An 11985-nucleotide genomic window follows, 5' to 3' on the forward strand; every position below is an offset into this window, starting at 1 on the left:
CGTCCTCTAGGACCCGGCGGCACCCCCGCCGGGTCATCCCCCTTCCCCCATGTCTGACGAAAGGGCTGCTCCTATGGCTGCGCTCCTTCACTTCATACGCCGGCTCAGCACCATTCCTGTTGTGGTCGCCTGCGGCGCCTTGTTCATCCTGATGGTCATGACGTTCTGCGACGTGATCCTGCGGTCGGTCTTTAACGCGCCCATCGAGGCCGCGACCGAACTGACCCGCATTCTGATGGCGATCCTCGTGTTTGCCGTCCTGCCCAATATCTCGGCCAGCAACGGCCATATCGCGGTTGACCTGACCGACGGTATCTTTGCCCGCCTGCGCCTGAGCCACATCCGCGATGGCATTATCTACATTGTCTGCGGCGTGATGCTGTACTGGCCCATCCAGCGCGTCTGGATCCTTGCTGAACGCGCCCGCGACTATGGCGATGTCACCGAATATCTCGGTATCCCGCAATTCTATGTGGGTTGGTTCATCGCTGTCTTCACTGCAATCGCCGCTATTGCCATGGTCGTCATCGGCCTGTTGCACTTCCTGGCCCCCAAACTGTTGACGGAGCATCGCGCATGACCGCCGCAATCATCGGATTCTTCATTGTTCTTGTGCTGGTGCTGGTCCGCATGCCCATCGTGTTCGCGATGGGTCTAGTGGGCACGCTTGGCTTTGCCTATGAACGCGGTGGCTCGATCTTTGACGAGCGTGGCCTCAAGGCTGCCATGTCGATGGTGGGGCGCCAGATCACCGATACCGCGCAGGACTATGGCCTGTCGGTTGTGCCCCTGTTCATCCTGATGGGCCTGTTCGTGAACAAGGGTGGCATGGCGAAAGAGCTTTATGCCGTGTCGAACGCCTTCCTGGGCCATATGCGCGGCGGGATCGCCATGGCGACCGTTGCCGCCTGTGGCGGGTTCTCGGCCATTTGTGGTTCTTCGCTGGCCACTGCGGCGACCATGTCGAAAGTCGCGATGCCCGAAATGCGCCGCTATGGATACTCGGATGAACTGTCAACCGCCTCGATCGCGGCAGGCGGTACGCTGGGCATCCTGATCCCGCCCTCGGTGATCCTCGTGATCTATGGCCTGCTGACCGAAACCTCGATCGGCAAGCTGTTCATGGCCGGCATTTTGCCGGGCGCGATGGGCATCCTGTTCTACCTGTTTGCAGTCCGCTACACCGTCTGGCGTAACCCCGAGGCCGGTCCGGCCGGGGAACGTGCTGGCTGGGGTCAGCGCCTGTTGGCCCTGAAATCGGTCTGGGCCGTGCTGTTGCTGTTCTTCCTCGTGATTGGCGGTCTGTATGGTGCGTTTGACATTGCTCCGCTGAACCTGACCTTCTCGCCCACCGAAGCCGCTGGCATGGGCGCGGCGGGTGCGTTCCTGATCGCGCTGTCGCGCGGCGGGCTGACCATCAAGTCCACCTTCGAGGTGCTGAAAGAAACCACTTTCACCGCCGCGGCGCTGTTCTCGGTTCTGATCGGCGCGCAGATCTTTTCGAACTTCATCAACCTTGCGGGCCTGCCCGAGGCATTGATCGCGCTGGTCACCGCCTATGATGTGCCGAACTTCGTGGTTATCCTGATGATCCTTGGCATCTACATCATTCTGGGCTGCGTGTTTGAATCGCTGTCGATGCTGCTGCTCACGGTTCCGATCTTCTTCCCGCTGGTCACATCGCTGGGCTATGATCCGATCTGGTTCGGCATCGTGGTGGTCGTGGTGACCGAGATCTCGTTGATTACACCACCTGTGGGTTTGAACGTGTTCATCCTCAAGGGGGTGGTCGGGGATGTCTCGACCGGTACGATCTTCCGCGGGGTGACCCCGTTCTGGATCGCCGATATCTTCCGTCTGGCGCTGATCGTTCTGATCCCGTGGATCGTTCTGGTCCTGCCCGAGCAAATGGGCGCGATGGGCCACTGACCTTTGAAAGGGCCGCGCGTGCAAGCGTTGCGGCCTTTTCCTGACCGAATTTATTGACCGACCGTACGGTTGGTTATATGCTAACCCAGAATCCACCCGCGTCCTGTAGGGTGTGACAGGAGGAAAAACCATGACCGTCCAACAGATTTCCAGCTTTGCCGCTGGTGAATGGATTGCTCCGGGCGCAGGTGCCCGCAACATCGCCAGCGCCGTCACCGGCGACGTGATCGCCAGCGCGGGCAACAACGATCTCGACGTGCAGGCCATGCTGGACTACGCACGAAACGTGGGCGGCCCTGCCCTGCGCAAAATGACCTTCCACGAGCGCGCCAAGATGCTCAAGGCTGTGGCACTGCATCTGCGCGAGCACCGTCAGGCCATGTACGACCTGTCGTTTGATACGGGCGCGACCCAGTCGGACCACCTGATCGACATCGACGGCGGGATCGGTACGCTTCTGGTCTTTGCATCGAAAGGCCGCCGCGAAATGCCCGACGGGCATGTTTATCTCGACGGGGATCTGGAACAACTGTCGCGCAACGGCACCTTCCTGGGTCAGCACATTTGTACCCCACTGCAAGGTGTGGCGGTACATATCAACGCCTTCAACTTCCCTGTCTGGGGGATGCTTGAAAAGGTTGCGCCGACCCTTCTGGCCGGTGTGCCCTGCATCGTGAAACCCGCGACGAACTCGTGCTATGTGACAGAGCTTTGCGTGCGCCTGATGCTCGACTCGGGCATTCTGCCCGCCGGTGCGATCCAGTTGGTGTCTGGTGGCCTGGGCGACATGCTCGACCGTCTGGGCATGCAGGACGTGGTCAGCTTTACCGGCTCGGCCGACACCGCGCTGAAGCTGCGCTCCAACCCTGTGATCCTTGAAAACTCGGTGCGGTTCGTGGCCGAACAGGACAGCCTGAACGCCTCGATCCTTGGCCCCGATGCGCAACCTGGCACACCCGAGTTCGATCTGTTTGTCAAAGAAGTCCAGCGCGAGATGACCACCAAGGCGGGCCAGAAATGTACCGCAATCCGCCGCATCATCGCACCGGAAAACACGGTACAGGCCGTGATCGAAGCCCTGTCCGCACGTCTGGCGAAAACCGTGATCGGCGATCCGCGTCTCGAAACCACCCGCATGGGCGCGCTGGTCTCGAACGGTCAGAAACGCGACGTGCTGGAAAAAGCCGCGATCATCGGCACCGAGGCCGAGCGTGTCTTTGGAAACCCAGAGGATTTCGCGGTCGATGGCGCCGACGCCGACAAGGGCGCCTTTGTGCCGCCGATGCTGTTCCACTGCGCCAACCCCGATACCGCAGAGCGCATCCACGACACCGAGGCCTTTGGCCCCGTGTCGACCATCATGGGCTATCGCGATCTGGACCACGCGATCGAATTGGCCAACAAGGGTCAGGGCTCGCTCGTGGCGTCGGTCATCACCCATGATCCGACCGTCGCGCGTCACGTCGCAATGGGATCGGGCGCGTTCCATGGTCGCCTCTATTTCAACAACCGCGACTCGATGAAGGAATCGACCGGTCACGGCTCTCCGCTGCCGCACATGGTGCATGGCGGTCCGGGTCGCGCAGGCGGCGGCGAAGAAATGGGCGGTGTGCGTGGTGTGAAACACTACATGCAGCGGACCGCGATCCAGGGGTCGCCCGATATCCTGTCGGCGATTGGCGAGAAATGGGTGCCTGGCGCGACCGAGATCGAAGGCCCTGCGCATCCGTTCACCCGCAAATATGGCGAGCTGTCGATCGGCGAAACCCTGCACACCGCGCCGCGCACCGTAACCCTTGAGGACATCGAGCATTTCGCGAACTTCACCGGCGACACCTTCTATGCCCACATGGATCAGGAAGCCGCCGAGCGGAACCCGTTTTTCCCCGGCCGTGTTGCACATGGTTACCTTCTCCTGTCCTTCGCGGCGGGCCTGTTTGTCGAGCCGAACGAAGGTCCGGTTCTGGCCAATACCGGCCTGGACGGATTGCGTTTCATGAAGCCGGTCTCGGCTGGCGACAGCATCAAGGTGCGCCTGACCGTCAAGAAAAAGACTCAGCGCAACGATGAGTATGGCGAGGTCCGCTGGCACGTGACGCTGACCAACCAGGACGACGAACTGGTCGCGGAATACGAACTGCTGACCATGAACGCCTATTAAGCGATCACCCATTCCCGCCCGAGGGTACAGACTTCGGGTGGGGATGGTGTTTGCTCTGCGCCCCGCCTATAACGGGGGCATGAAAGACACCGCAAACAAATGGTTTGAAACCGCAATTTCGGTTTTGACCTACAACCGCAACCAGAGGGTCTGGTCGGTCATCGTGACCCTGTTCGGGGATCTTGCCGGTACCGCCGGAGACCGGATTGCGGGCACCACCCTGTCTTCGATCATCGAACCCACGGGCATCAAACCCGAGGCCCAGCGCGTGGCCCTGTTCCGGTTGCGCAATGACGGCTGGCTGCGCAGCGAAAAGGCGGGCCGCTCAAGCCTCTATTCCCTGACGGATCACGGCCTTGCCGAAACCGCCGCCGCCACCCCACGCATCTATGCCCGCGCCAGCGCCGCCCCCGACCAATGGCGTCTTCTGGTGCAGGACACGGTGAAAATGGCGGAACGGCAATCGGTCGAAAAGGAACTGACCCGCAGCGGGCATCTTGTGGTGGCGCCGGGTGTCTTTCTGGCGCCGTCGACCGCACCCTTGTCGGATGTGGACGGGTTGGTCATGACCGGCACCGTCGACACCGTGCCGGATTGGCTGCGGGCGCGCACCTCGCCACCGGAATTGGTGCAGGCCTATGCCGATCTTGAACAGGCGCTGGACCGGTTTGCCGGCATGCTTGACGCGGCACCGTGCCTGTCCCCTTGCGAAGTGGCAAGTCTGCGAACTGTGATCGTGCATAACTGGCGCAAGGCGTTGTTGTCCCATCCTGATCTTCCCGACAGTTTTTTCAGCGAACACTGGCGCGGCACCGCCTGCCGCGACAAGGTGATGGGCATTCTGGATCGCCTTGGACGCCCCACGCTGACCGAGCTGGACGCCCGCTAGGGGCGGTCACATTTCGAGGTCGGTCAACTCGGCCAGAAGGTCGATCAGCGCCTCGTGTTTGTCCTCGCCCATACGGTCGCGCAGGTCGCTGAGGATTTTCCGGCTGGTTTCCATGTTCGCCGCAATCAGCGCACTGCCGCTTTCGGTGGCGGCAATGACCTGGCGGCGGCGGTCATGTTCATCGCGACGCCTCGTGACCAGACCCTTTTCCTCAAGCTTTTGCAGAATGCGCGTGAGGCTGGGCAGCAATAGCACCGCACGGTCGGCGATGGTGGTCGGATCCAACGGGCCTTCTTCATCCAGCACCCGCAAAACGCGCCATTGCTGCTCGGTCACACCGGCATCGGCCAGCATGTGCCGGATCGGCCCCATGACTTTCTCACGGGCCCGCAAAAGGGCGATGGGCAGCGAACGGGATGTAGACGGGTTGGAACGCGTGGTAGGCATAACATAATGATGCACTTTTATGCCCTGAAGAGCAATATCATTTCACTTGTAAACTACCGCCCAAAAGGTGACGCTGATCCAAGACTTAAGGGGAGGCATGGCAGGTGAACTGGGACGAGTTTTCGAAATGGGGCGCGCGCATCTCGGACTGGGCGAAAGGGTATCACACAACCCTGCGTGACCGCCCCGTGCGGGCACAGGTTGCCCCTGGTGACATTCTGCGGCAATTGCCCGAGACGCCCCCGACCACGGGCGGCGCGATGGAGGATGTGTTTGCAGACTTTGAAAACATCGTCATGCCCGGCATCACCCATTGGCAACATCCCCGCTTCTTTGCATATTTCCCCGCGAATGCCACACCGCCTTCGATGCTGGCAGATTATCTAGCCACGGTGGTCGCGCCGCAATGTATGCTATGGCAGACCTCGCCCGCCGCGACCGAGATGGAAACACGAATGCTGCAATGGTTGCGCCAGTCACTGGGGCTGGCAGACCATTTCGAAGGTGTTATTCAGGACAGCGCCTCGACCGCAACGTTGGCTGCGGTGCTGACAATGCGCGAACGGGCGCTTGCGTGGAAGGGCAACGAAGAGGGGCTCGCCGGTCTCGACACCCTGCGGATCTATTGTTCGGAAGAGGTCCACACCTCGGTGGACCGCGCCATCTGGATCGCTGGCATCGGACAAAACAACCTGCGCCGTGTACCGACGCAAGGACCATTGCGGTCGATGCAGCCCGAGGCTCTGGAAGCGACCATCAAAGAAGATATCGCCAACGGGCTGAAGCCCGCAGGCATCGTGGCTTGTGTTGGGGGCACCGGCACCGGCGGGTGCGATGACGTCTCGGCGGTCTGCGATATCGCGGCCAAATTTGATCTTTACGTACATGTCGATGCGGCCTGGGCGGGGGCGGCGATGATCTGTCCTGAATACCGGCATTACTGGACCGGCATCGACAAGGCGGATTCGGTCGTGTTCAACCCGCATAAATGGCTTGGGATGCAATTCGACTGTTCAGCGCATTTTGTAAAAAACCCCGACGATCTGGTGCGTACGCTGGCAATCCGCCCCGAGTATCTCAAGACCCATGGCGCGGACGGGATCATCAACTATTCCGAATGGTCGGTGCCGCTTGGCCGGCGCTTCCGCGCCTTGAAAATCTGGTTTGTGCTGCGGGTCTATGGCATTGAAGGATTGCAGGCGATGATCCGAAATCACGTTGCATGGGCCGAGGAACTGCACGACCTGCTTGCGCAGGAAAGCGACTTTGAAATCTTGACCGCGCCGGTGCTGTCGCTGTTCACCTTCCGCTATGCGCCCGAGGGGGCCAAAGACCTGGATGAGTTGAACCAGAGACTGGTCGATGCCATCAACGATGACGGACGCATCTACCTGACCCAGACGCGGGTCGCAGGCGCGCTGGTCATCCGCTTTCAGGCGGGACAGGTCGATGCAACCCGCGAAGACATCCTCTTAGCCCTTGAAGTCATTCAGGAAATTGCCCGCGACCTTAGGTAAGGGGTGAACTACGTATTTCCACCAAGTTGACCGTTCCGGCGCCGCACCTCTACGATTGTGACAATGGATACGGGTCCCTTTCCGGGGCCTGGTCGACAGGGAGGAAAACCAATGAAGAAACTGCTGCTCGGCAGCATGGTCTCGGCGATGGCGCTTGCCAGCGCGGCCTTTGCCGATATCAAGATTGCCCATGTCTATGGCAAAACCGGCCCGTTCGAGGCCTATGCGAAACAGTCGCATGACGGCCTGATGCTGGGGCTGGAATACGCCACCGGTGGCACCATGGAGATCAACGGCGAAAAGATCGTCGTGATCGAAAAAGACACCCAGTTGAAGCCCGACAACGGCAAGGCCCTTCTGGAAGAGGCCTATGGCGATGACGAGGTCGATCTTGCCATCGGTCCGGTCAGCTCGGGCGTGGCGCTGGCGATGCTGCCGGTTGCCGAGGAATACGAGAAAATCCTGATCGTGGAGCCCGCCGTGGCAGACTCGATCACCGGTTCGAACTGGAACCGCTATATCTTCCGCACCTCGCGCAACTCGTCGCAAGACGCCGTGTCGAACGCGATCGCACTGGCGGGTGAAAATGTGCATATCGCCACGCTCGCCCAGGACTATGCCTTTGGCCGTGACGGGATCGGCGCCTTCAAGGAGGCCCTTGAAAGCGTTGGATCGAGCATTGCGCACGAAGAATACGTGCCCACCGACACCACCGACTTTACCGCAGCCGCCGAGCGGATCTTCAATGCGATGAAGGATCTGGATGGTGAGAAACGGCTGTTCATCATCTGGGCCGGTGGCGGCAACCCGATGGGCAAGATCCAAGCGATGGATCCCAGCCGCTTTGGCATCGAAATCGCGACTGGCGGCAACATCCTTGCGGCGATGAAAGCTTACAAGGACTTCCCCGGCATGGAAGGCGCGACCTACTACTACTACGAAATCCCGCAGAACCCGGTGAATGACTGGCTGGTGAAAACCCACCAGGAGCGTTTTGGTTCGCCGCCCGATTTCTTCACCGCAGGTGGCATGACCGCCGGGATCGCCGCGGTTGAGGCCATCAAGAAGGCCGGTGGCACCGACACCGAAGACCTGATTGCCGCGATGAAGGGCATGGAATGGGAGACCCCAAAGGGCACCATGAAGTTCCGCGCCGAGGATCATCAGGCGATGCAGTCCATGTACCACTTCAAGATCCGCGTCGACGACAATGTCGAGTGGGCGATCCCCGAACTGGTGCGTGAACTGACCATGGACGATCTGCCGATCCCCGTCCGCAACAAGTAATCGAACCGTAACATCAGGCCCGGCGGTTTTGCGGCCGCCGGGCCTTTGCATTCCCCAAAGGGAAACTTGGTGACATGTCACACCCCATCCTAGAAACAACCGACCTGACCGTGCGCTTTGGTGGCCACGTGGCGGTCGACCACATCTCCTGCGGCTTCAACACGGGCGAGTTGACAGCGATTGTCGGCCCGAACGGCGCAGGTAAAACCACCTATTTCAACCTGATCTCAGGGCAGATCCCGTCCAGCGAGGGCCGGGTCAAGCTGAACGGGCGCGACATCACGCGCATGTCCGTCGCCCAGCGCACCCATCTGGGCATCGGGCGGGCCTTTCAGTTGACCAACCTGTTTCCGAACCTGAACGTTCTGGAAAACGTGCGGCTGGTGATTCAGTCCAAGGCCGGGCGCGGGTTCAACATGTTCTCGATGGCATCGGACCATGACGACCTGACGACGCCAGCCGAGGAAATCGTCGAACGCGTCCGCCTGACCGACCAGGCCCACCAGATCGTGTCCGAACTCAGCCATGGCGACCAGCGCAAGCTGGAGGTCGCGCTGCTGATCGCGCTGGACCCGCTGGTCTACATGTTTGACGAACCCACCGCGGGCATGTCCGTGGACGAGGCACCCGTCGTGCTGGACCTGATTGCCGAACTCAAGGCCAAGAAAGACCGCTCGATCCTTCTGGTCGAACACAAGATGGACGTGATCCGCACCCTCGCCGACCGGATCATCGTGCTGCACAACGGCGCGTTGGCCGCAGATGGCGAACCCGCCGAGGTGATCGCCTCGGACGTGGTGCAAGAGGCGTATATGGGCAAGGAACTGGAAGATGTCTGACAACATTCTCACGCTCAGGGGCGTCAAGACCAACATCGCCCAGTATCACATCCTTCAGGGCGTCGACCTCGAGGTGCCGCGCGGCGCGGTCACAATGCTGTTGGGGCGCAACGGGGTGGGCAAGACCACCACGCTGCGCACGATCATCGGCCACTGGCGCGCGCATGAGGGCGAAATCCTGCTGGATGGTGAGGATATCAAGAAGATGCCAACCCCGGCCATTGCCCGTCTGGGTGTCGGCTTTGTCCCCGAGGACATGGGCATCTTTGCCGATCTCAGCGTCGAGGAGAACATGATCCTTGCCGCTGCATCCGGCCCGATCGACCAGACCCGCCTGCAATGGCTGTTCACGGTGTTTCCCGCGCTCGAAACCTTCTGGAAGAAAGACGCGGGCACCCTGTCGGGCGGCCAGAAACAGATGCTGACGATCGCGCGCGCGATGATCGAGGAACGCAAGCTCTACCTGATTGACGAGCCGACCAAGGGCCTCGCGCCCGCGATCATCTCGACCATGGCGCGCGCGTTGCGCGAATTGAAGGAACAGGGCGCATCAATCCTTTTGGTCGAACAGAACTTTTCGGTGGCCAAGGCGCTGGGGGATACGGCGAACGTCATGGATGACGGGCGCATGATCTGGTCGGGCGACATGAAAACGCTCGCCACCGACGCCGAGTTGCAGGAACGCCTGATGGGGCTGTCTCTGGACGCCCAACACTAGCGAACTTCGGGAAAGAGCAAGAACAATGACACTGTTTGGAAACGCGAAACAAGGGGAACAGCCATGAGCGCCGCACCCGATCACACTCCGACCATGGCCCAGATCAGCCTGTCACAACGGCTTGAACCATACGCACCCGTATTGCTGGTGCTGGGCCTGATGATCCTGGGCCTGATCCTGATCCCGACCACCTCAAGCTGGCTGACCCTGACCGTCTCGGGGCTGGCCATGGGGATGATGATCTTCATCATGGCCTCGGGGCTGACACTGGTCTTTGGTCTGATGGACATCATCAACTTCGGCCACGGGGCCTTTGTCTCGGTCGGGGCCTTTGTCGGGGTCTCGCTGTTGCTGGTCCTGGAACACATGACCGATGCGCCGTCACTGGCGTTGAACCTCACCGCGATGATGGTGGCGATCTTTGGCGCCATGGCGGCGACGGGGGCGATGGGCTGGGCTTTTGAAAAGGTCATCGTCAAGCCGGTCTATGGCAACCACCTCAAACAGATCCTTGTCACGATGGGTGGTCTGATCGTGGTGGAACAGCTGATCATCGTGCTGTGGGGGCCGGAAGAGATCTATATCACCCGCCCCGAGGCCCTGAAGGGTGCGATCACCTTTGCCGGCGCCGCGCTCGAAAAGTACCGCCTCGTGGCGGTGGCCATCGGTCTGGTGGTATTCCTTGCGATGCGCTGGGTTCTGCGCCGCACCAAGATCGGCCTGATCGTGCGTGCCGGTGTGGAAAACGGCGAAATGGTCGAGGCATTGGGTTATCGCCTGCGCCTTGTCTTTATCGGCGTGTTTCTGGCTGGCTCGGCGCTGGCCGGTCTGGGCGGCGTGCTCTGGGGGCTCTACCAAGAGGTCATCACCGCACATATGGGCAACCATTCGATGATCCTGATCTTCATCGTGGTCATCATCGGCGGTCTGGGCAGCGTCGAGGGCTGCTTCATCGGCGCGCTGCTGGTGGGCCTGATGCAGAACTATGTCGCCTTCCTTGAACCCAAGGTGGCCCTGATTTCCAACATCGGCCTGATGGTTGCGATCCTGATGTGGCGCCCGCAAGGCATGATCCCTGTTGTGAAGGCCAAGTAAGATGCTGAACAAACTTCTTTCGGGCGACATGCCCCGCAGCACCGTTCTTGCCATTGTCCTGGGTGGCATCCTGTTCTGTCTCGCCTTTGCGCCCTTCCTGTTTCCGGGGGTACGCTCGGTCGATACGGCGGCGCGCATCTGCGTGTTCATCGTGCTGGTCGCGTCCTACGACCTGATGCTGGGCTATGGCGGGATCGTCAGCTTTGCCCATACGATGTTCTTCGGGCTCGGGGCCTATGGCGTCGCGCTGGCCAGCACCCATATGGGGCGCGGCTTTGACGCGTTGCTGGTCGGGTCGCTGTCCGGCGCTTTGATCGCGGCGTTGCTGGCGTTGGTGATCGGGCTGTTTTCCCTGCGGGTGCGGGCGATCTTCTTTGCCATGATCACGCTGGCGGTGGCCTCGGCCGTGGCCGTGCTGGTCAGCCAACTGTCCGGCCTGACCGGTGGGGAGGACGGCCTGTCCTACAAGATTCCGCGCGAACTGGGCCCGGCGTTCAAGTTCGCCGATGGAGAGTTTCTCGGCGTGAAGATGAACGGCAACCTGCTGAAATACTATCTCGTGTTCATCTCGTGCCTCGTGCTGTTCCTGTTCATGCTGCGGATCGTGCATTCGCCCTTTGGCCGGGTTCTGCTGGCCATCCGCGAAAACGATTTCCGCGCCGAGGCGATCGGCTATCGCGTGGTGCATTACCGCGTGGTTGCGACCTGTCTGTCGGCGGCGCTGGCGGCACTGGCAGGGTCACTCTATGCGATCTGGCTGCGCTATGTCGGGCCGGACACATCACTGTCGATGGAGATCATGATCGACATCCTGTTGATGGTGGTGATCGGCGGCATGGGCACAATGTACGGGGCCGTGATCGGTGCGACCCTGTTCGTGCTGGCGCAGAACTATCTGCAGAACCTCATGGGCGCCGCGTCACAGGCGGTCGAAGGGCTGCCCATCCTGCCCGAACTGCTCAGCGCGGATCGCTGGCTGTTGTGGCTGGGTGTGCTGTTCATCATGTCGGTTTATTTCTTCCCGACGGGCATTGTCGGGCGTCTACGCCAGGGTAAATAGGCGTCAGGCACGCAACTGGGCCGCGGCGGTGGCATAGCCCCCC

The 11985-nt window shown here is 60.9% G+C and carries 11 protein-coding genes; 10 read left to right on the forward strand and 1 reads right to left on the reverse strand.

The genetic code is table 11. From position 1 onward, the window contains the following. Positions 1 to 73 precede the first annotated feature (73 nt). The 4 genes from WNE31_RS14355 to WNE31_RS14370 all read left to right on the forward strand — a co-directional run bounded on the left by WNE31_RS14355 (position 74) and on the right by WNE31_RS14370 (position 4979). Positions 74 to 580, forward strand: coding sequence for a TRAP transporter small permease (locus WNE31_RS14355; protein WP_349980584.1), 507 nt, complete (start codon positions 74 to 76; stop codon positions 578 to 580). After that, a complete protein-coding gene (locus WNE31_RS14360) occupies positions 577 to 1929 on the forward strand; it encodes a TRAP transporter large permease (RefSeq protein WP_349980585.1) in 1353 nt (450 codons plus the stop codon). Before WNE31_RS14355 ends, WNE31_RS14360 begins: the two co-directional genes overlap by 4 nt. A 130-nt stretch (positions 1930 to 2059) precedes the next feature. Further along, positions 2060 to 4090: a phenylacetic acid degradation bifunctional protein PaaZ gene (gene paaZ / locus WNE31_RS14365; RefSeq protein ID WP_349980586.1), complete on the forward strand. Its 2031-nt coding sequence runs from the start codon at positions 2060 to 2062 to the stop codon at positions 4088 to 4090. Positions 4091 to 4169: 79 nt separating this feature from the next. Next, on the forward strand, positions 4170 to 4979 hold the full coding sequence (locus WNE31_RS14370) for a PaaX family transcriptional regulator C-terminal domain-containing protein (protein ID WP_349980587.1): 810 nt from the start codon (positions 4170 to 4172) through the stop codon (positions 4977 to 4979). Positions 4980 to 4985: 6 nt separating this feature from the next. Here the strand turns inward: WNE31_RS14370 and hpaR are convergent, their stop codons facing one another. After that, positions 4986 to 5426: a homoprotocatechuate degradation operon regulator HpaR gene (gene hpaR / locus WNE31_RS14375; protein ID WP_349980588.1), complete on the reverse strand. Its 441-nt coding sequence runs from the start codon at positions 5424 to 5426 to the stop codon at positions 4986 to 4988. Between the two features lie 104 nt (positions 5427 to 5530). Between hpaR and WNE31_RS14380 the strand changes: the two genes are divergently transcribed. The 6 genes from WNE31_RS14380 (at position 5531) to WNE31_RS14405 (ending at position 11942) form a co-directional block, all read left to right on the forward strand. Next, on the forward strand, positions 5531 to 6943 hold the full coding sequence (locus WNE31_RS14380) for a pyridoxal phosphate-dependent decarboxylase family protein (protein ID WP_349980589.1): 1413 nt from the start codon (positions 5531 to 5533) through the stop codon (positions 6941 to 6943). 111 nt (positions 6944 to 7054) lie between these two features. Then, positions 7055 to 8230 (forward strand): substrate-binding domain-containing protein, encoded by a 1176-nt coding sequence (locus WNE31_RS14385; RefSeq protein WP_349980590.1) that lies wholly within the window; start codon positions 7055 to 7057, stop codon positions 8228 to 8230. A gap of 74 nt (positions 8231 to 8304) precedes the next feature. Beyond that, on the forward strand, positions 8305 to 9069 hold the full coding sequence (locus WNE31_RS14390; protein ID WP_349980592.1) for an ABC transporter ATP-binding protein: 765 nt from the start codon (positions 8305 to 8307) through the stop codon (positions 9067 to 9069). Then, positions 9062 to 9787 carry an ABC transporter ATP-binding protein gene (locus WNE31_RS14395; RefSeq protein ID WP_349980594.1) on the forward strand — a complete coding sequence of 242 codons (726 nt, stop codon included), beginning with the start codon at positions 9062 to 9064 and terminating at the stop codon, positions 9785 to 9787. Before WNE31_RS14390 ends, WNE31_RS14395 begins: the two co-directional genes overlap by 8 nt. 63 nt (positions 9788 to 9850) lie before the next feature. Continuing rightward, positions 9851 to 10882 carry a branched-chain amino acid ABC transporter permease gene (locus tag WNE31_RS14400; RefSeq protein WP_349980595.1) on the forward strand — a complete coding sequence of 344 codons (1032 nt, stop codon included), beginning with the start codon at positions 9851 to 9853 and terminating at the stop codon, positions 10880 to 10882. Between the two features lies 1 nt (position 10883). After that, on the forward strand, positions 10884 to 11942 hold the full coding sequence (locus WNE31_RS14405) for a branched-chain amino acid ABC transporter permease (protein WP_349980597.1): 1059 nt from the start codon (positions 10884 to 10886) through the stop codon (positions 11940 to 11942). Positions 11943 to 11985: the final 43 nt, after the last annotated feature.

It is taken from the genome of Shimia fortis (assembly GCF_040225985.1).
Lineage (GTDB): Bacteria > Pseudomonadota > Alphaproteobacteria > Rhodobacterales > Rhodobacteraceae > Shimia.

Coding starts and splice junctions, on each gene's coding strand:
- WNE31_RS14355 (WP_349980584.1), top strand. CDS start 74: ATGGCTGCGCTCCTTCACTTCATACGCCGGCTCAGCACCATTCCTGTT.
- WNE31_RS14360 (WP_349980585.1), top strand. CDS start 577: ATGACCGCCGCAATCATCGGATTCTTCATTGTTCTTGTGCTGGTGCTG.
- paaZ (WP_349980586.1), top strand. CDS start 2,060: ATGACCGTCCAACAGATTTCCAGCTTTGCCGCTGGTGAATGGATTGCT.
- WNE31_RS14370 (WP_349980587.1), top strand. CDS start 4,170: ATGAAAGACACCGCAAACAAATGGTTTGAAACCGCAATTTCGGTTTTG.
- hpaR (WP_349980588.1), bottom strand. CDS start 5,426: ATGCCTACCACGCGTTCCAACCCGTCTACATCCCGTTCGCTGCCCATC.
- WNE31_RS14385 (WP_349980590.1), top strand. CDS start 7,055: ATGAAGAAACTGCTGCTCGGCAGCATGGTCTCGGCGATGGCGCTTGCC.
- WNE31_RS14390 (WP_349980592.1), top strand. CDS start 8,305: ATGTCACACCCCATCCTAGAAACAACCGACCTGACCGTGCGCTTTGGT.
- WNE31_RS14395 (WP_349980594.1), top strand. CDS start 9,062: ATGTCTGACAACATTCTCACGCTCAGGGGCGTCAAGACCAACATCGCC.
- WNE31_RS14400 (WP_349980595.1), top strand. CDS start 9,851: ATGAGCGCCGCACCCGATCACACTCCGACCATGGCCCAGATCAGCCTG.
- WNE31_RS14405 (WP_349980597.1), top strand. CDS start 10,884: ATGCTGAACAAACTTCTTTCGGGCGACATGCCCCGCAGCACCGTTCTT.